Source organism: Brachybacterium phenoliresistens, assembly GCF_000576425.1.
GTDB lineage: Bacteria > Actinomycetota > Actinomycetes > Actinomycetales > Dermabacteraceae > Brachybacterium > Brachybacterium phenoliresistens.
The window spans coordinates 30,401-49,089 of the sequence record NZ_KK070001.1; the positions used below are offsets into that span (position 1 = coordinate 30,401).

Here is an 18,689-nt window from a genome sequence, read left to right on the forward strand (position 1 = left end):
TCTCCCCACCCGAGCACCCGAGTCTCCGGAAGAGAGCATGACCACCACCGCCCCGCCCCGCGCCGAGCTGCACCGGCCGCAGTTCCATCTCACCCCCGACGCGACCTGGATGAACGACCCCAACGGCCTGATCCTGCACGAGGGCACCTGGCACGCCTTCTTCCAGAACAACCCCTCCGGATCGACCTGGGGGAACATGTCCTGGGGCCACGCCGTCTCCGAGGACCTCGCCACCTGGCGGGAGCTGCCCGTGGCGCTGCCCTGCCGCGAGGGCGAGCTCATCTTCTCCGGCAGCGTGGTCCACGACGCGGAGAACTCCTCGGGGCTCGGCGCACCCGGCGAGCCCGGCCCGCTGGTCGCGGTCTACACCAGCGCATACACCGACGCCCACCCCGAGCGGGCCGGCACGCAGGCCCAGTCCCTCGCCGTCTCCCGGGACGGCGGCACCACCTGGCAGTTCCACTCCGAGAACCCGGTGCTGGACCGCGGCTCCGCGGACTTCCGCGACCCCAAGGTCTTCCGCCATGCCGCGAGCGGCCGATGGGTGATGGTCGCGGTCGAGGCGGTGGACCACAGCGTCCTCATCCATACCTCGACCGACCTGCGCCGCTGGGAGCTCGCCTCCACGCTGACCGACCCGGCCCTGGACGGCGGGATCTGGGAATGCCCGGACCTGGTGCGGATCCCCGCGGCGGGGTCGGAGACGGAGGAGAGCTGGGCGCTCATCGTGAGCACCAACCCGGGCGGGCCGGCGGGCGGCTCGGGCACCTATGCGATCCTCGGCGGCTTCGACGGGCGCACCTTCACCCCCACGGCCGAGGCCGTGCCGCTGGACCTCGGGCAGGACTGCTACGCCGCGGTCTCCTTCGGCGGCGTCGAGGGGGCGCCGGTGCTGCTGGGCTGGATGAACAACTGGGACTACGCCGAGCTCACCCCCACCGGCCCGTGGCGCTCGGCGATGACCCTGCCGCGCACCCTGGGGCTGGCCGGCGATGCGGTCGGCGCGCCCCGGCTCGTGCAGCGGCTGCGGGTCCCCGCGGAGATCCCGGTCGTCGACCTCGGCGGGCAGATCGCGGCCCGCCTCGACGGCACCGCGGTATGCGTGACCGGTGTGCTCGACCTCCGCACCCCGCACCGCCTGTCGGTGCGGTTCGGCGAGGGCGAGGACTCCCCGGAGCTGCGGGTCGAGATCGACGCGCAGCGCCGGGTGGTGCTGGACCGCAGCGCCGCGCACCGCGAGCCCTTCGCGCCGGGCCATACCCGCTCCGCGCCCTTCGTCCCGCCCGCCGGCGTCGAGCAGATGCCGTTCCGCCTGGTCCTGGACGCCTCGACGGCGGAGCTCGAGCTCGACGGCGGCCGCGCCGTCATCTCCCAGCAGATCTTCCCCGGCGCCGGCCCCACCACGGTGCGGATCGAGCCGACCGCCTGAGCACCCGTCAGGCCGTGGCGGCCGAGGACAGCTGGCCGGCGCCGCGGCCTGCCGCGGGCCGGGCGGCGGCGCGGACGTAGCGCTCCAGCAGCACGTCGATCACGGCGGGGTGGGTGCCCAGCGGCGCCGTGACCTGGTCGGCGCCGGCCGCCGCGACGAGGCCCGCGAAGTGCCCCGGGGCCAGCACGTAGCTCGCCGCGATCACCCGGTCGGCGCCGGCGGCGCGGGCCGCGGCGACCGCCTCGGGGATGCTCGGGGAGGCCCCGGCCCCGTAGCCGACGCTCACCGGGACCGGCAGCTCGTCCTCGAGCAGGGCGCGCATCCGCCGGGTCGCCACCGCCGCCGCAGGATCCGAGGATCCCGCGGCGGCGAGGACGACATGATCCCCCGGCCGGCGACCCGAATCGCCCTCCGGGAGATCCGCGAGACGCCCCAGGAGCGCCTCGATCAGCAGGTCGTGGGGGCCCATCGGCTCCGCCACGACCACGTTCTCGAAGGGAGCGGCCGCCCGGGCGATGTCGACCTTCGTGTGGAAGCCGGTGGCCAGCAGCAGCGGCACCAGGACGGCGGGACCGTCGGCGGCGAGGCGGGCGACGACGTCCGCGACCTCGGGCTGCTCGACGTCGACGTAGGCCTCCTCCACGCGCACCCCGGGCAGGGCCTCGGCCAGGCCCGCGCGGATCGCGGCGACCGTGGCGCGGCCCTGCGCCGAGCGGGTGCCGTGCGAGCAGGCGATGAGGGCGGGCGAGGTCATGCCGACCCCGCCGCGGGCACCCGCTCGAAGTGGGAGACGACCTCGCGGACCAGGGCGCCCAGACGGTTCCGCTCCGGGACGAGGACGGGCAGCCCGCGCTCGACGAAGGGCCCCGCGGTGACGGGGCCGACGACCGCGAGGACCAGGCGGCCGGTGCCGGCGTGCTCGACGATGCCCGGCAGGGCGCCCCCCTGCTCGGCGGTCTCCAGCCAGCAGGCGGCGCCCGGTGCGGAGGTGAACACCACCGCGTCGATCAGGCCGCGACCGGCGCGGACGGTCGAGCGGCGCACGGCGTCGGGGTCCCGCGGAGGGCCCCAGCGGTAGATGGTCAGGCTCACCACGTCCGCGCCGAGGCCGGCGAGGACCTCGTCGAGGCCGTCGGCTCCCGAGCCGTGGTGCTGGACGGCCGCGCGGCACCCGGAGAGATCCTCTCCCGCCAGGTGCTCGGCGATCTCGGCCGCGGTCTCCGAGTCCGCGATCCAGTCCGCCCGCAGCCCCGCCTGCACCAGGGCCCCGCGGGCCTTGGGGCCCCGCGCGAGGATCCGGGCGCCGGCCAGGGCCGCGCGCAGCGGGCCGTCCAGCCCCGCTTCCGAGGCCGCCTCGAACCATCCCCGCAGGCCGACGCCCGTGGTCACCACCAGCAGCTGCGGCGGATCCGCGATCAGGGCGCGGGTCCGCTCCAGCAGCTCCGGGTCGTCCACATGCGGCAGCATGCACAGGGCCGGGGCCCGCTCGACCTCAGCCCCGTGGCGGGCGAGGGCGGCGGCGAGCTCGTCGGCCCGCCGGTCCACCGCGATGACGATGCGGCGACCGGTCAGGGTCTCGGAGAGGCGATCCTCGGAGTTCATGGCGCGCTCACCGCGCGTCCCCGCACAGCAGGTGCACGTCACCGTCCTGCAGCAGCACGGGCCAGACGCGCAGGGCGGCGGGGTCCTTGCCCTGGGTGTCCAGGCAGGCGCCGGTGCGCAGGTCGAAGACCTGCTTGTACATCGGCGAGGCGACGGTGGGGGCCTCGCCCCGGGTGCCGACGATCCCGCGGGAGATGACGTTCGCGCCGCTGTAGGGGTCGTGGTTGTCGACCGCGTGGACGGAGCCGTCGGGCAGCAGGAACAGGGCGACCTGCGTGCTGCCGAGCAGCGCGGCGCGGCCGCGCTCGACCTCGAGGTCCGCCACGCGGCACACCCGCAGCCAGCTGGCCTCGGGGGCCGTGGCGGGGTCCAGGGTCTGTGCGGTCATCGCCGTACCTCCAGGGTGGTTCCTGCGATCAGGACGTCGCCGGACCGGCGCTCGTCGATGCTGGCCGGGCGCACCTGCCCGCGCTCGGGCACGTAGGCGAGGTCCGGGTCGGGGGTGGACGGGGCGTTCACGAAGGACTGGAACCGGGCGAGCTTGGCCGGGTCGGCGAGGGTCGCCGCCCATTCGTCCTGGTAGCTGTCCACGTGCTGGGCCATCAGCGCGTCGAGGTCGGCGCAGATGCCCAGGGAGTCCTCGAGGATCACCTCGCGCAGCCCGTCGATCCCGCCCTCGAGCGCCTCGAGCCACGGCGCGGTGCGCTGCAGCTTGTCGGCGGTGCGGATGTAGTACATGAAGAACCGGTCGATGGTGCGGATGAGGGTCTCGTCGTCCACGCCCTCGACCAGCAGCTCGGCGTGGCGCGGGGTCGCGCCGCCGTTGCCGCCGACGTACAGGTTCCAGCCCTGGGCGGTGGCGATGATGCCCGCGTCCTTGCCGCGGGCCTCCGCGCACTCGCGGGCGCAGCCGGAGACGCCCAGCTTGAGCTTGTGCGGGGCGCGCAGGCCACGGTAGCGCAGCTCGAGGTTCACGGCCATGCCCACGGAGTCCAGCACCCCGTAGCGGCACCAGGTGGAGCCCACGCAGGACTTCACGGTGCGCAGCGACTTGCCGTACGCCTGCCCGGACTCGAAGCCGGCGTCCACCAGGCGCCGCCAGATCTCGGGCAGCTGCTCGAGGCGGGCGCCGAACATGTCGATGCGCTGGCCGCCGGTGAGCTTGGTGTACAGCCCGTAGTCGCGGGCGATCTCGCCGATGACGATGAGGCCCTCCGGGGTGACCTCGCCGCCGGCCATGCGCGGGACCACCGAGTAGGTCCCGTCCTTCTGCATGTTGGCCATGACGTGGTCGTTGGTGTCCTGCAGGGTGGCGTTCTCGCCGTCCAGGACGTGGCCGCGCACGAGCACCGCGAGGATCGAGGCGAGCACGGGCTTGCACACGTCGCAGCCGCGGCCGCGGCCGAAGCGCTCGATGACGGAGCTGAAGGTGGTCAGCCCCGAGACCCGGACGGCGTCGAACAGCTGGGCGCGGGACATCTCGAAATGCTCGCACAGGGCGGTGGAGACGCTCCGGCCCATCTTGGCGAGCTCCGCGCCCACCAGGCCCTTGATCGCGAACACGCAGGAGCCGCAGGTGGCGCCGGCCTTCGTGCAGGCCTTGATGCCGGCGACGTCGGTGCAGCCCTCCTCGTGGACGGCACCGCGGATGGTGCCGGCGGTGACGGAGGCGCAGGAGCAGACCACGGCCTCGTCCGGGAGCTCGGCCGTCGGCGCCTCGACGCCGCCGGCGGGCATGAGGTAGGCGGCGGGGTCCCCGCCGAGCGCCCCGCCGACCAGCGGCCGCAGCGCCCCGTAGGCGGAGGCGTCGCCCACGAGCATGCCGCCCAGCAGGGTCTTCGCGTCGTCGGAGAGGACGAGCTTCTTGTGCACGCCGCTGACGGGATCGGTGTAGACCACGTCGAGGGCGCCGGGTGTGGTGGCGAAGGCGTCGCCGAAGCTGGCCACGTCCACGCCGGAGAGCTTGAGCTTGGTGGACAGGTCGTAGCCGGCGAAGGTGGCGCCGCCGCCGAGGATCCGATCGGCCGCGACCTCCGCCATGGCGTAGCCGGGGGCGACCAGCCCCACGCACATGCCCTCGAAGCTCGCGACCTCGCCGATCGCGCTGATGTCGGGGTCGCTGGTGCGGCAGCTCGGGTCGATCTCGACGCCGCCGCGGGGGGCGCAGACCAGGCCTGCGGCCCGGGCGAGCTCGTCGCGGGGACGCACGCCGACGGTGAAGACGACCAGGTCGGTCTCCAGCACCGTGTCGTCGTCGAAGACGACGCCGTGCACCTCGCCGTCCTCCCCGGCCAGCACCGAGGTGGTGCGGGTCCGGGTGCGCACGGCGATGCCGCGCTGCTCGATGAGGCGGCGCAGCACGGCGCCGGCGGGCAGGTCCAGCTGCGCGGACATGAGGCGGTCGCTGGACTGGATGACGGTGGGCTCGGCGTCCAGCCCCTGCAGCGCTCCGGCGGCCTCGAGACCCAGCAGGCCTCCGCCGATGACGACGCCGCGCACGGGCCGTCCCAGCTGGGAGGCGCGGCGCTCGACATGCGCCTTGAGCTGCTCGACGTCGTCCAGCGTGCGGTACACGAAGCAGCCGGGGTGCTCCGCGCCGCGCACCGGCGGGCGGGCCGCGGAGGAGCCGGTGGCCAGGACCAGGTGGTCGTACCCGAGCTCGGCGCCCGATGCGGTGCGCACGGTGCGGGCGGCGCGGTCGATCTGCGCGACCGGGTCGCCGGTGACCAGGCGGATCCGCGGGTCCTCGAGCACAGCGGGATCCAGCTCGAGGTCCTCGGCGCCGGCGCCGTCGAAGAAGCGGGTCAGGCCCACACGGTCGTAGGGGCGGCGGCTCTCCTCGCCGAGGATGGTGAGGGAGATGTCCTGCTCGGCGCGGGAGACGAGGCTGTCCGCGAAGCGGTGCGCCACCATCCCGGCGCCGACGACGACGATGCGCGCGGTCATCGGGCGGCCCCCACGAGCTCGGGCTGCTCCGGCGCGGCATCGGCGGCGGCCGCGATCGCCGGCTCCACCGGGAGGGCGGCGGGCCTCTCGGCGCGCCGGGCGTGGGCGAGGTACAGGGGCAGGCCCACCAGGAGGAAGCCGCCGACCAGGTTGCCCAGGACCGTCGGGATCTCGTTCCACAGCAGGTAGTCCATGATCGTGAAGTCCGCGCCCAGCAGCAGGCCGGAGGGGAACAGGAACATGTTCACGATGGAGTGCTCGAAGCCCATGTAGAAGAACAGCATGATGGGCATCCACATGCCGACGATCTTCCCGATGACGTTGTCGGTGAGGAAGAAGGCGACCACGCCGGTGGAGACCATGGCGTTGCACAGCACGGCCCGCACGAACAGGGTGAGCATGCCGCCCGCCCCGTGCTCGGCGTAACCGACGGTGCGCCCGTGGCCGATCTCGGAGATCGCCAGGCCCACGGCGCTGGGCTCGGAGGTGAACCCGTACGTGAAGTAGATGGCCATGGCGACGGCGACGCTGAAGGCGCCGATGAAGTTGCCCAGGAACACCAGGCCCCAGTTCTTGAGCATGCTCGTCGCGCTCACGCCGGGCTTCCGGGCCAGCCATGCCAGGGGGATGAGGGTGAACACGCCCGTGAGCAGGTCGTACCCCAGCAGGTAGAGCAGGATGAAGCCGACGGGGAACAGCAGCGCGCCCAGCAGGGGCTGGCCGGTCTGGGTGGACACCGTCACCGCGAACGCGGCGGCGAGGGTGAGGATCCCGCCGCCCATGATCGCGCGGACCAGGGTCTGCAGGGCGGTGTAGCGGACCTTCGCAGCTCCGGCGGCGGTCAGCTGGTCGACGAGGTCGACGGGCTTGACGTAGGACATGGGGGCTCCTGACGGGGTCGGAGGGGCACGGCATGTCCCGCGGGTGCACCAGCGGGAGGTCTGCAATCTATGGCGGGGCGTCGCGGATCCGAACAGTCGGGAGCCGCCGTGATCTTCCCGTGACATAGCGTCTCAGGGCCCCGAAACCTGCAGGTCGGTGCAGGGATGGGGCGCGGGACGCCGCCCCGCGGAATGCCCCGGCGCCCCGGGCCGTTACGGTGGACCAGGAGGTTCCATGAATCCTGAAGCATCCGCCGGCGCCGTGCCGTCGGCGAGCGCCGCGTCCCGCGAGCGCACCAAGCAGCTCTTCGCGAGCTTCCCCACCGGTGTCGCGGTGCTCGCGGCGCAGGACGCGCAGGGCCGCTGGGCGATGCCCATGTCGACCTTCACGGTCGGCATCTCCCTGGACCCGCCTCTGGTCAGCGCCGCGTTCACGCGGTCCTCGCGGACCTGGCCGCATCTGCGCTCGGCCGCACGCATCGGCGTCTCCCTCCTCGGCGAGGACCAGCATGCGGTGCTGCGCCGCCTGGGCGGTGCGGACCGCGCGGCCCGCTGGGAGGGGCTGGAGCCGATCGTCCTGGAGGGCTCCGCGCTGGTCCTGCCGGGTGCCGCGGCCTGGATGCTCACCTCCCTCGAGGCGGTCCATCCCGCCGGCGACCACGAGCTCGCCCTGCTGCGGGTGCTCGACCACGGCCTGCACGCCGCGCCGCGGCCGATGATCTACCACCGCTCCGGCCTGTACGGCCGCGGGGCGGACCTCGAGGGCCCCGCCTCGGGCTCTTGACCGTGCCCCGAGGGCACGGTCTGGGATCGATCCATGAGCACCTCGACGACCCGCCCCTCCCGCCCGCGCCCCGCCCTGCTGGCCCCCGTCCGCCTGATCCGTGAGCATCTGCGGGCCTTCCTCGCCCTGAACGCCATGGCCTTCGGCCTGCTGCTGCTGGGCATGCTCGCGGGCCTCCTGTTGCCGGACCTGCATGCCTCCCGTGCCGCCGGCATGGACGCATCGGGGACCACCGACCTGGTCGTCTCGCTGCTGAGCAGCATGTGGCTGTTCGCCGCGACGATCCTCGCGGTCAACGTCCTCACCGTCGCCCTCGCGACGATCACCCTGCCCTCCCTGGTGGTCCCCTTCCTCGGGATCCCCCTGTTCGCCTATCGGGCGTTCCTGTTCGGCGTCTCGCTGGCTCCGGTGGACGCGACCGTCCGCACCATCCTGATCCCGCACTCGGTGACCCTGGTCCTCGAGCTGGAGGCATACATCCTGGTCACGCTCGGGACGTACCTGCTGGGCCGGGCGTGGCTGCGGCCGGCGAGCGTCGGGGAGAGCAGCCGGCGCCGGGGATACGTCCACGGGCTGCGTCAGCTGGGCGTGCTGTGGCTGCCGGCGCTCGCGCTGTTCGTGCTCGGCGCCGTCTACGAGGCCTTCTCGATCACGCGGATCATGCCGATCATGCTCGGAGGCTGAGCCCATGGCCTGGAGCACCCGGCAGCTCGCGCAGCTCGCGGGCACGACCGTGAAGACCATCCGCCACTACCACGAGCAGGGCCTGCTCCCGCTGCCGCGGCGGCGCACCAACGGCTACAAGCAGTACGGCGCGAGGCACCTGGTGCGCCTGCTGCGGATCCGCCGGCTGCGGGAGCTCGGGATGTCCCTGCCGCAGATCGCCGCCCTGGACGCCGGCACCGAGGATGCCGCGGGCACCGTCCGGGCGCTGGACGCCGAGCTGGAGCGGACCATCGAGCACCTCACGCGGCTGCGGGCGGAGCTCGGGGAGGTGCTGCGGCACGGCTCCCCCCTGGACGTGCCGCCGCTGTTCGCGGACGATGCGGCCGGGCTCAGCGACCGGCAGCGCAGCCTCCTCGCCGTCTACCAGGAGTTCTTCCGCGAGGAGGACATGATCGCGCTGCGCGACATCGTCGCCCGCGCCTCCCCGGCCGATGCCGAGCTCGAGACGCTGCCCGAGGACGCCTCCGAGGCGGAGATCGACGCCCTCGCCCGCCGCCTGGCGCCGGAGGTGCGGGCGCAGCGCCTGCGCCACCCGTGGACCGCGGACCCCGCGGGCCGTTCCCCGCGCGGTCGCGCGGCCGCCACCACCGCTCTCGCCCACGCCGTCGGCGAGCTCTACCATCCCGGCCAGATCCGGGTGCTGCAGCGCGTGGAGGAGCTGCTGGGCCAGGACGCTCCCCCGCCCGTCGAGGCTCCCCCGCCCGATGCTCCTGCGCCATGACCGCGGTACGGGGCATCGCGCAGCGGCCGATGGGGAGCCCTCCCCATCGACACCCCGCCGTCCCGTCCACCAGCATGGTCCCAGGCGTCCGATTCCCGAGGACCCTCCCGGGACCGGAGCCCGGCCACGGGCGCCTGGCAGGAGGAGACCGCCATGTCCATCACGCGCACCCGTTCCGCCCTCGCCCTCGCACCGCTGGCCGTGCTGGCCCTCGCGGGCTGCAGCTTCTCCGCCGGCGGGGCCAGCCTCGACCAGGAGGAGGTCGAGCAGCAGATCACCGACAAGCTCACCGAGCAGGTCGGGCAGGCCCCGGACGACGTCACCTGCCCGGGCGACCTCGAGGCCGAGGAGGGCGCCACCATGACCTGCGTGCTCTCCGCGGGCGGCGAGACCATCGACGTCACGGTCACGGTGACCGGCGTCGACGGCACGGACGTCCAGTTCGACATCCAGGTGGCCGACGCCGTGAACTGAGCCGCGACAATGGCGGCATGGATGCCCCGGCCGCACCAGGCCCCGCCCCCGCCCGCACCGGGACCGCCCGGGAGGTGCTGCTGGTCTTCGGCCGGCTGGGCCTGACCTCCTTCGGCGGCCCCGTCGCCCACCTCGGCTACTTCCACGAGGCCTTCGTGGTGCGCCGCCGATGGCTGTCCGAGGCGCAGTACGCCGACCTCGTGGCGCTGTGCCAGTTCCTGCCCGGCCCCGCCTCCAGCCAGGTCGGCATGGCGATCGGCCTCCAGCGCGCGGGACTGCGCGGGCTGCTGGCGGCCTGGGCCGCGTTCACGCTGCCCTCCGCCGTGCTGATGGTGGCGGTCGCCGCCGGGGTCGGCGCTCTCGGCGTCGACGCCGGCGCGGGCTGGCTGCTGGGGCTGAAGGCCGCCGCGGCCGCGGTGGTCGCCCATGCCGTGATCACCATGGCCCGCAGCCTCGCGCCCGATGCGCCCCGCGCGAGCATCGCCGCCCTCGCGATGATCCTCGTGCTCCTGATCCCCGGGCCGTTCGTGCAGGTCGCCGCGATCGTGGCGGCGGGGCTGGTGGGCGCGGCCCTGCTCGGGCGCGAGGACGCGGAACCGGGCGATGCGACGCCGGAGGCTGCGGCAGGGTCGAGCCCGGCGCCGCCGGGCTCGCGGCGGCTGGCCCTCGGAGCCCTGGTGGCCTTCGCGGTGCTGATCCTCGGCCTCCCGCTGCTGGCTGCGGCGACCGGGGACCCGTCCCTGCGCCTGGCGGACGTGATGTACCGCGCCGGCGCCCTCGTGTTCGGCGGCGGGCACGTCGTGCTGCCGCTGCTGGAGACCGGCACGGTGCAGACCGGCATGGTGGACGCGCAGACCTTCCTCGCCGGCTACGGGGCGGCGCAGGCCGTGCCGGGCCCGCTGTTCACGCTCTCCGCCTTCCTGGGGTTCTCGGCCGGCGGCGGGGCCGGCGGCCTGGTGGGCGCGGCGATCGCGCTGGGGGCGATGTTCTTGCCGGGGGCGCTGCTGGTCGTCGGCGCCCTGCCCTTCTGGGAGCGGCTGCGCAGCGCCCCGCGAGCCCGCCGCGCCCTGCGGGGCACGAATGCGGCGGTGGTGGGGATCCTCGCCGCCGCGCTCTACGACCCGGTGCTCACCCAGGGCGCGGCGAGCCCGGCGACGCTCGGTCTCGCGGTCGCCGCCCTGGTGGCGCTGATGTTCTGGCGCGTGCCCGCGTGGGCCGTGGTGCTCGCGGCGGGGGCCGTCGGCGCGATCGCCCTGTAGGGCCGGCCCTCCGCCTCCGCCGCCGCCGGGTCGTGGAGGTCGCCCTGACCATTGACAGGGTGTGGCGGCCGCCACAGGCTGGGGGCATGACACGTGTGAAGACCTGGCTCTGGTTCGACGGCGGGGTGGACGAGGCGGCCGAGTTCTACGTCTCCCTCATCCCCGGCTCCCGCATCGTCTCGACGATGCCCTACACCCCGGTCGAGGACAGCCCGGGCGGCGCCCCGCCCGAGGGGCAGTCCCTGGCCGTCGAGATCGAGCTCGCCGGCGTGCCGTACGCCCTGCTCAACGGCGGGCCGCACTTCCCGCAGAGCGAAGCCGTCTCGATCGAGGTCGCCGTGGACTCGCAGGAGGAGATCGACCGGCTGTGGGACGCGATCGTCGGCGGTGGGGGCCAGGAGTCCCAGTGCGGCTGGTGCAAGGACCGGTGGGGCGTCTCCTGGCAGATCACCCCGCAGCGCCTCTACGAGCTGCTCGAGGGACCCCACGCCGCCGCCGTCACCGCGGAGATGTTCACCCAGCGCAAGCTCGACATCGCCCGGCTCGAAGCCGCGGCCGGCGTCTGAGCGCGGCGATGGGCAAGGTCACCTGGGGGTTCACCAGCTCCCTCGACGGCTTCATCGCAGGACCCGGGCACGACATGAGCTGGCTGTCCGCCGCCGAGGAGCTCGACGAGCAGACGGTCCAGGAGATGGCCGATGCGGTGGGGGTGATCATCTCGGGCCGGGACGGCTACGACGCCGCGCGGGCCCAGGCCGACGAGAGGGACGAGCTGACCGCCGAGGCCTACGGCGGCCGATGGGACGGCACCGAGATCATCCTGACGCACCGTCCGCAGGAGATCGCCGACGACCCCGCGATCATGCCCCTGGACTGCCACATCACCGAGGCCGTGCGCCGCGCCCGGGAGATCGCCGGGGACAAGGACGTGCAGATCATCAGCGCCCAGATCGCCCGGCAGGCCCTCGAGCACGATCTGATCGACGAGATGCAGGTGTTCGTCGCCCCCGTGATGCTGGGCGACGGCATCCGGATCTACGAGGTCGCCGGCGGCCGCCGCGTGGACTGGGAGCTGGTGCAGATCCTCGATCGCAGCCCTCGGTCGTGCGGCCGGGTCTATCGGCCCCGACGGGCCTGACCCGCCGCACCGGAACGACGGGACCCGCCCGAGGGAGGAGAGCCCGACGGAGGAGAGCAGGATGCGCGACCTGGACCTCTCGGCCCTGGGCCGCGGCAGCGGGGCCCGGGCCCGGCTGCGCGTGCTGGCCGAGAGCCCGCTGCTGCTCATGGGGACCACGGTCGTCGTGCTCCTGGTGCTGGTCCCGGCCATCGTGCTGGTCGTGGTCCTCGCATCGGGCGCTCCGCTCGACGGCGGGATGCTGGCCTTCCTCGGGATTCTCCTCCTGGGCGGGATCCTCGGGCTCGTCGACGTCCGGCGGCGGACCGCGACGTCGGGAGGGGTCGAGGCCTTCGCCGAGGCCAACGGTCTCGACCTGATCCGCGAGTCCCCCGCCCGGGACTACGGGGCCCACCGGTTCCGCACCGGGAGCCGCATCGTCCGGGAATCGGTGCGCACCCGCGAGGCACGGCTGCGCGAGATCGGCGACGCCTGGCCGATGACCCTCCCCGAGGTGGGGATCAGCGCCGCGACCGGCGTCCGCGTCGGCGGGCCGCGCACGGCCGAGGTCTTCCTGCGCGCCCGCCTCAGCGCCCCGGTGCGCGCTCCGCTCGTCCACGACGGCCGGGAGGCCGTGACCTCCGACGGGCAGGAGGACCGCGCCGACGGGTCCACGCCCTTCGTCAGCCCCGAGATGGACCGTGACCTGCGGGCCTTCGCCGGCCCCTACACCCTGGAGATCTCCGGGCAGGAGGTCGTCCTGTGCGGGAGCAGACCCCTGGACGCCTCCCGCGCGGAGCGCGTCCAGGAGGCCGCGGTCCTCGTCGAGGCCCTCGCCTCCCGGACCGAGGCGCTGCTGGTGGACGACGCGGCGGGCGGGCCCCACGCCCCCGTTCCCTGGGCGGCCGCGACCGGGCCGCACCACCCCGCCCCGCCGCGGCGGGGCGCGCGCCGCCCCGTGGTGGTGCTCCTGGGGGTGCTGGCCCTGCTGGTGGTCGTCCCCGTCGCCCTGGCCGTGGTCATGTCCTCGATCGACCATGTCCTCCTGGGCCGGGAGGTGCTGGCGAAGGCGGTCGTCGGGGTCGCCGTCGTGCTCATCCTCGGCATCGTGGCGGCGGTCGCCCGATGGATGACGGCCGGCCGCGGCGCCCCGCGGCGCTGAACGGCCTCACCAGGAGGCGAGCAGCCGCAGCGCCTCGGCGGAGCCGCTGCCGGCCGCGGCGGTGTGGGTGAGCAGGCGCTGGCCATCGGCCTCGGGGAGGTGGAGCACCGCGTAGTCCAGCGTCAGCTCCCCCACCTCGGGGTGGCGAAGGCGCCGGGTGCCGCGGGTGCACAGGCGCACATCATGCTCGGCCCAGAGCGCGGCGAACTCGGCGCTGTGCACGCTGAGCTCTCCCACCAGCTGGGCGAGGCGGCGGTCCTCCGCGAAACGCGCCGCCACGTACCGCAGGGAGGCGACGGCGAGCGCGGCCTCCTCGGGCCAGTCGACGTAGCGGTCCCGCATGTGCTCGTCGCGGAAGAGCAGGGAGAAGAGGTTGGGCCGGGCGGCGGGGCTGCGAGGGGCCTCGGGATGCAGGTGCCCGGCCAGCAGGCGGTGCCCGGCGCGGTTCCAGGCGAGCACGTCGCCGAACCGTCCCAGGATCATCGCCGGCACCGGGTCCATGGCCTGCAGGAGCTGCACGGCACCGGGATCGGCGCTCTCCTCCCGCGGCGCCGCGGTGCGCGCCCGGGCGGCCGGACGGGCGAGGGCGAACAGGTGGGACTGCTCGTCCTCGTCCAGCTGCAGCGCCCTCGCGAGCGCCGTGATCACGGCATCGGAGGCGTTCTGCGACTGCCCCTGCTCCAGCCGCGTCAGGTACGTCATCGAGACCCCGGCGAGCTGGGCGAGCTCCTCGCGCCGCAGCCCCGGGACCCGGCGGCGGCCGAAGCTGCGCACCCCGGCCTCCTGCGGGCTCAGCCGGTCCCGGCGCGAGCGCAGGAACTCCCCCAGCTCGGTGACGGGACGCTCCGTCTCCTCCGTGCCCGCGACGGGGCCGATCCTCTCGGATTCCATGGCTCCATCCTCGCGCAGCGCCAACGCCGCAGCCTGCCCCTGCCGGTGCCAGGCTGCCCAGGGTGCTGGCTCCCGCCCGCGGGCGCCTCGAGCCTGGATCCATGACTCCGACACAGACGACCGCCGCCGGCCCCCGGGCCGCGGACCGCTTCACCCCGATCCAGAGCATCGCCATGGCCGTGCTGCTCACCGCGAACCTCACCCTCGCGATCGACTTCTCGATCCTCACGGTGGCCCTGCCCCACATCGGCCGGGAGCTGGGATTCGCCACCGCCGCGCTGCCATGGATCGTGACCTCCTTCGCGCTGTGCGCGGCAGGGTTCACGCTGTTCTTCGGGCGGGTCGCGGACCTGTTCGGGCGGCGGCGCCTGTTCCTCGCCGGGATGGTGCTGCTGGGGGCGTCCTCGCTGCTCGGGGGCCTGGCCGCCGGGCCGGTGCTGCTGATCGCGGCCCGCATCGGGCAGGGCCTGGCCACCGCGATGGTCACCCCGGCGGCCCTCGCGCTGATGACCACGATGTTCCCCGAGGGTCCGGCCCGCTCGCGGGCCCTGGGGCTCAACGGTGCGCTGATGGCCGCCGGGTTCACCGCCGGCGCCGTGCTCGGCGGGCTGCTCACCGGCGCCGTGTCCTGGCGGTGGGCGTTCTTCCTCAACGTGGCGGTGGCCCTGCTGGCCGTGCTCGTGGGTCCGCGCGTTCTGCACGAGCCCGAGCGCGCCCCGCGGACGCGGGTGGACGCCGCCGGCGCCGTCACCGTGACGGCGACGCTGCTCGCCCTGGTGCTGGGCGTGGACCTCGCCGGCCGGTCCGGCTGGGACGACCCGGCCGCGGCGGGACTGATCCTGCTCGCCCTCGTCCTGGGAGCGGTGTTCGTGCTCGTGGAGACCCGGGCCGCTGCCCCGCTGGTGGATCTCGCCCTGCTGCGCCGCCGCACCGTCGCCGGCGGCAACCTCGCCGGGCTGCTCGCCTTCGCCACCGAGACCGCCCTGGTCTTCCTGCTCACCCTCCACCTCCAGGAGATCCTCGGGTTCAGCGCGGTGGCCGCCGGGCTGATCCTGGGGGTGCTGGGGCTGGGCACCGTGATCGGCGGGCTGCTCGCCCCGCGGGTCATCTGCCGCATCGGCGCGCCCGCCACGATCGTCCTGGGCCTGCTCACCCAGGGGGCCGCGACCGCCCCGCTGGCGCTGCTGCCGGCCTCGCGGGGATGGCTGGCGGCGCTCGTGCTGCTCGCGTTCCTGGGCGGGGCGGCCAACCTGGTCGCGATCGTCGGCTCCGTGGTGACGGCGACCAGCGCGGTCCCGGGGTCGCAGCAGGGCCTGGCCACGGGTCTGGTGACCATGAACCAGCAGGTCGGCATCGCCCTGGGGACCCCGGTGCTGGCCGCCGTCGCCACCGCCGTCGCGGCGACCTCCCTGCTGGGCGGCCTGCGGCTCGCGATCGGGGTCGATGCCCTGCTGTGCCTGCTGGCCGCCGTCCTCGCCGCGGTCCTGCTGCGGCGGGCGCCGCGGGATTGATGGACCCCCGGGCCGGGGCCCGGCAGACTGGTCGCATGAGAACTCTGCGACGGATCGCCGCCGCCGGCACCCTGGCCCTGGGCCTCGCCGTCACCGGCGGCGCCTGCACGGGACTGCTCCCCGGCGCGGGCGACGATCCGCTCTCCCGCGCCCTGGCCGTCACCCCCGCCGGCCAGGGGGCGGAGACGGAGCTGTACGTCTCCGACATCGCCGCGGCCCGTGCGCTGGGCGTCTTCGAGGACGCCGAGTCGCCGTTCGCCGCGCTGGGCACCGGGGGCCTGGGCCCGTTCCGCGAGTACGCCCTCGCGGCCCCCGAGCAGGTCCCCTCCCCGGAGGCCGAGGAGGCGCTCGCGGTGAGCATCGGCCAGCCGCCCCGGGCGTCGTTCCGCTTCAGCGGGATGGATCCCGAGGCGCTGGACCACCTGTTCGCGCACCATGACGCGGGGCGCGAGGACGTGGGAGAGGGCGAGCTGCTGGTGCGCCGCGGCCCCGGAGAGCTGGACATCGCCGATCCCCTGGGCACCCCCGCCGCCCTGGGCTACTACAACGCCGTCTGGTACACCGACGACGTCCTCGCCGGCAGCCCCGACGAGGCGATCACCCGGGCCTGGGGCGACCCGGAGACCACCCTCGCCGAGGCGGGGACGTACGAGGAGCTCGCCGGCTGCCTGGGCGAGGACGTGGTCGGCGCCTACCTCTCGCGCGAGGGCGCGAGCATCGACCCCCTGCCCGGAGGGGTGGCGGGCCTGGCCACCGCCACCACCGGCACCAGCGCCGAGGACTGGCGGGACGTGCTGTGCCTGGAGCTGCCCGACGAGGCCTCCGCCCAGGACCTCGCCGACGCCATCGAGGCCGCCGTCTCCGACGGCGCGGACCCGATCACCGCCCGACCCTGGTCGGAGATCCTCGGGGACGCGGACGTCGAGGTCATCGGCTCGCAGGTGCGGGTCACCTCGCAGGCCCGCGGCGGCATCTTCCTCGCCGTGATCACCCAGCAGGCCCTGCCCGGCCTGCTCACCGCGCAGCCCTGACCGCGCTCCGGGGCGGGCCGGCGTCTGCCATGCTGGCCCCGTGACCTCCGAGGCCTCCGCCGCCCCTCCGGATCCCGCCCGCCCGGCCCCGACGACGCCGCCGCTGAGCGCCCGCACCGTGCTGCCCGCCATGGGGGTCGCGCTCTCCGCGTTCCTGCTGTTCGGGCTGATGCTGCCCGGCTGGGGGCACGCCCTGCTGCTGCTGAGCCTCGGCGCGGCGTGGTGGTCCTCCCGCGAGCTCGCGACGGACCTGGGCCTGATCGGCCTCGGCATCGCGATCGTGTCGCTGACCTCGGTGGAGGCCGATGTCAGCTGGGACCGGTTCTTCACCATCGGCACCGTGCTGATCCTCGCCGCGCTGGTGCCCTCGCTGATCGACCGCCTGCTGCTGCACCGCCGCGCCATCGCCTTCCCCTGGCGCACGGGCCGGCCCTGGACCCGCTGGGAGAAGGTGTACCTGGTGGCGGTGCCGCTGCTGGGCTGGCTGATCCTGCCGTACTACTTCATCACCTCCGGCGCCTACCTCAACTGGCCGCACATCACGGACGGGAGCGAGCTGGCCCGCTTCTTCGTGGCGGTGAACTTCGTGGGCACCTGGGACGAGCTGTTCTTCATCTGCACGTGCTTCGCGCTGCTGCGCCGGCACTTCCCCGTCTGGCTGGCGAACCTGCTGCAGGCGACCATCTTCGTGTCCTTCCTGTGGGAGCTGGGCTACCGCGAATGGGGCCCGCTGCTCACCGCCCCCTTCGCCCTGCTGCAGGGCTGGATCTTCACCCGCACCGGCTCGCTGACCTACGTGCTGATCGTGCACCTGCTGTTCGACGTGATGGTCTTCCTCGCCATCGTCCACGCGCACAACCCCGGGGTGATGGGCTTCTTCCTGGTCGGGTGAGGCCCTGGCCGATCGCCCCGCACGAGCGCATGATGGGAGTGCATCCGAGTTCGCCGCAGAACCCTCAGGAGGCCGGGATGAGCCAGCAGATCGACCGCATCGTGATCATCGGCGACGGGCTCGCCGGGACGAACGCCGCACAGTCGCTGCGGGAGAGGGGCTTCGCCGGGAGCATCGTCCTGCTGGGCGCGGAGGAGCACCTCCCCTACGAGCGGCCGCCGCTGTCCAAGGCCGTGCTGCTGGGCGAGGCGGAGCCGGACTCCGCCCGCCTGCACCCGCGGGACTGGTACGCCGAGCAGGGCATCGACCTGCGCACCGGCGTGCGCGCCGAGGTCATCGACCGCGCGGCGAAGGAGGTGCTCCTGCACGGCGGCGAGCGTCTGGCCTACGACCGCCTGCTGCTGGCTCCCGGCGCGCAGCCCCGCCGCCTGCCGCATCTCGAGGTTCCGGGGGCCGATGTGTGCCGCCTGCGCACGATCGACGACTCCGCCGCCCTGAAGGACCGGCTCGCCGGCCGGCTGCTGATCATCGGCGGCGGCTGGATCGGCCTCGAGGTCGCGGCGGCTGCCCGCCGCGCCGGAGGCAGGGTCACCCTCGCGGTGCGCGGGGCGCTGCCGCTGGCGGGCGTGCTCGGCGACGAGGTCGCCCAGGTGTTCGCCGACCTGCACCGCGAGCACGACGTGGACCTGCGCACCGGGACCACCGTGGAGGAGGTGCGGCATGTGGAGGACAGGACCCGGGCCCGGCTGTCCGACGGCGAGGACCTCGAGGTCGACACGATCCTCGTCGGCATCGGCGCCGCGCCCGATGTCGAGCCGGCCGCCGCCGCGGGCCTGGCCGGCCCGGACGGGATCGCGGTCGATGCGGCTCTGCGCACCGCGGATCCGGACATCTGCGCGGCCGGCGATGCCGCCCTGCACGAGCATCCGCAGCTGGGCCGGATCCGCGTGGACCACTGGGATGCGGCCATCGAGCAGGGCAGGCACGCGGCCGGCACGCTGCTGGGCGGGCAGGAGCCGTATGCGCGCCTGCCCTACTTCTTCACCGACCAGTACGACCTCGGGATGGAGTACGTGGGGCACGTCGGCGCGAAGGGCTTCGACCGCGTGCACCTGGTGGGCGATGTGCCCGGGCGCCTGTTCCGGGCCTACTGGGTCCGCGGGGAGTCCGTGGTCGCCGGGATGCACGTCAACGACTGGGACGCCATCGACGAGGTGAGGCGCCTGGTGGGCGGCAGCGTCGCCGGGCTGCCGGCCCGCTGAC

At 74.5% G+C, this 18,689-nt stretch carries 19 protein-coding genes; 13 read left to right on the forward strand and 6 right to left on the reverse strand.

From position 1 onward, the window contains the following. The first annotated feature begins 37 nt into the window (after window positions 1-37). On the forward strand, window positions 38-1,429 hold the full coding sequence (locus BF93_RS15000) for a glycoside hydrolase family 32 protein (RefSeq protein WP_038373755.1): 1,392 nt from the start codon (window positions 38-40) through the stop codon (window positions 1,427-1,429). Window positions 1,430-1,436: 7 nt separating this feature from the next. On the opposite strand, the gene BF93_RS15005 is transcribed toward BF93_RS15000, so the two are convergent. The 5 genes from BF93_RS15005 to BF93_RS15025 are packed head-to-tail and all read right to left on the reverse strand — an operon-like array spanning window position 1,437 to window position 6,858. Continuing rightward, window positions 1,437-2,183 (reverse strand): sirohydrochlorin chelatase, encoded by a 747-nt coding sequence (locus tag BF93_RS15005; protein WP_051487027.1) that lies wholly within the window; start codon window positions 2,181-2,183, stop codon window positions 1,437-1,439. Beyond that, window positions 2,180-3,031, reverse strand: a complete 852-nt coding sequence (locus BF93_RS15010; protein WP_038373757.1) for a uroporphyrinogen-III synthase — start codon at window positions 3,029-3,031, stop codon at window positions 2,180-2,182. The genes BF93_RS15005 and BF93_RS15010 overlap by 4 nt, the downstream gene beginning before the upstream one ends. A gap of 7 nt (window positions 3,032-3,038) precedes the next feature. Then, window positions 3,039-3,419 carry a nitrite reductase small subunit NirD gene (nirD, locus tag BF93_RS15015; RefSeq protein ID WP_038373758.1) on the reverse strand — a complete coding sequence of 127 codons (381 nt, stop codon included), beginning with the start codon at window positions 3,417-3,419 and terminating at the stop codon, window positions 3,039-3,041. Next, window positions 3,416-5,977 carry a nitrite reductase large subunit NirB gene (gene nirB / locus BF93_RS15020; RefSeq protein WP_198025450.1) on the reverse strand — a complete coding sequence of 854 codons (2,562 nt, stop codon included), beginning with the start codon at window positions 5,975-5,977 and terminating at the stop codon, window positions 3,416-3,418. Before nirB ends, nirD begins: the two co-directional genes overlap by 4 nt. Beyond that, the gene (locus tag BF93_RS15025; protein ID WP_038373760.1) at window positions 5,974-6,858 is read right to left on the reverse strand and encodes a formate/nitrite transporter family protein; all 885 of its coding nucleotides are present in this window, start codon (window positions 6,856-6,858) and stop codon (window positions 5,974-5,976) included. Before BF93_RS15025 ends, nirB begins: the two co-directional genes overlap by 4 nt. Window positions 6,859-7,093: 235 nt before the next feature. Between BF93_RS15025 and BF93_RS15030 the strand changes: the two genes are divergently transcribed. The 8 genes from BF93_RS15030 (at window position 7,094) to BF93_RS15065 (ending at window position 13,101) form a co-directional block, all read left to right on the forward strand. Next, the gene (locus BF93_RS15030; RefSeq protein WP_084148594.1) at window positions 7,094-7,642 is read left to right on the forward strand and encodes a flavin reductase family protein; all 549 of its coding nucleotides are present in this window, start codon (window positions 7,094-7,096) and stop codon (window positions 7,640-7,642) included. 33 nt (window positions 7,643-7,675) lie between these two features. Further along, complete coding sequence (locus BF93_RS15035; protein WP_051487029.1) at window positions 7,676-8,326, forward strand: hypothetical protein; 651 nt, start codon at window positions 7,676-7,678, stop codon at window positions 8,324-8,326. A gap of 4 nt (window positions 8,327-8,330) precedes the next feature. Next, window positions 8,331-9,089 carry a MerR family transcriptional regulator gene (locus tag BF93_RS15040; protein WP_051487031.1) on the forward strand — a complete coding sequence of 253 codons (759 nt, stop codon included), beginning with the start codon at window positions 8,331-8,333 and terminating at the stop codon, window positions 9,087-9,089. Window positions 9,090-9,242: 153 nt separating this feature from the next. Then, window positions 9,243-9,563 (forward strand): DUF4333 domain-containing protein, encoded by a 321-nt coding sequence (locus BF93_RS15045; protein WP_038373762.1) that lies wholly within the window; start codon window positions 9,243-9,245, stop codon window positions 9,561-9,563. Between the two features lie 17 nt (window positions 9,564-9,580). After that, window positions 9,581-10,822, forward strand: a complete 1,242-nt coding sequence (gene chrA, locus BF93_RS15050; RefSeq protein WP_038373763.1) for a chromate efflux transporter — start codon at window positions 9,581-9,583, stop codon at window positions 10,820-10,822. A gap of 86 nt (window positions 10,823-10,908) precedes the next feature. Continuing rightward, window positions 10,909-11,388, forward strand: a complete 480-nt coding sequence (locus BF93_RS15055; protein ID WP_038373764.1) for a VOC family protein — start codon at window positions 10,909-10,911, stop codon at window positions 11,386-11,388. A gap of 8 nt (window positions 11,389-11,396) precedes the next feature. Continuing rightward, window positions 11,397-11,960: a dihydrofolate reductase family protein gene (locus BF93_RS15060; RefSeq protein WP_038373765.1), complete on the forward strand. Its 564-nt coding sequence runs from the start codon at window positions 11,397-11,399 to the stop codon at window positions 11,958-11,960. 61 nt (window positions 11,961-12,021) lie between these two features. Further along, entirely contained in the window at window positions 12,022-13,101 is a 1,080-nt protein-coding gene (locus tag BF93_RS15065; RefSeq protein ID WP_038373767.1) for a hypothetical protein, read from the forward strand. Window positions 13,102-13,107: 6 nt separating this feature from the next. On the opposite strand, the gene BF93_RS15070 is transcribed toward BF93_RS15065, so the two are convergent. Beyond that, window positions 13,108-13,992 carry a helix-turn-helix transcriptional regulator gene (locus tag BF93_RS15070; protein ID WP_051487032.1) on the reverse strand — a complete coding sequence of 295 codons (885 nt, stop codon included), beginning with the start codon at window positions 13,990-13,992 and terminating at the stop codon, window positions 13,108-13,110. A gap of 101 nt (window positions 13,993-14,093) precedes the next feature. Here BF93_RS15070 and BF93_RS15075 point away from each other — a divergent pair, with 101 nt between their 5' ends. The 4 genes from BF93_RS15075 (at window position 14,094) to BF93_RS15090 (ending at window position 18,688) form a co-directional block, all read left to right on the forward strand. Beyond that, on the forward strand, window positions 14,094-15,503 hold the full coding sequence (locus tag BF93_RS15075; RefSeq protein WP_084148595.1) for an MFS transporter: 1,410 nt from the start codon (window positions 14,094-14,096) through the stop codon (window positions 15,501-15,503). A gap of 35 nt (window positions 15,504-15,538) precedes the next feature. Next, on the forward strand, window positions 15,539-16,534 hold the full coding sequence (locus BF93_RS15080; RefSeq protein ID WP_038373768.1) for a hypothetical protein: 996 nt from the start codon (window positions 15,539-15,541) through the stop codon (window positions 16,532-16,534). A gap of 40 nt (window positions 16,535-16,574) precedes the next feature. Then, on the forward strand, window positions 16,575-17,426 hold the full coding sequence (locus tag BF93_RS15085; protein ID WP_038373769.1) for a CPBP family intramembrane glutamic endopeptidase: 852 nt from the start codon (window positions 16,575-16,577) through the stop codon (window positions 17,424-17,426). A 77-nt stretch (window positions 17,427-17,503) separates the two neighbouring features. Further along, window positions 17,504-18,688: an NAD(P)/FAD-dependent oxidoreductase gene (locus BF93_RS15090; RefSeq protein ID WP_038373770.1), complete on the forward strand. Its 1,185-nt coding sequence runs from the start codon at window positions 17,504-17,506 to the stop codon at window positions 18,686-18,688. Window position 18,689 lies beyond the last annotated feature (1 nt).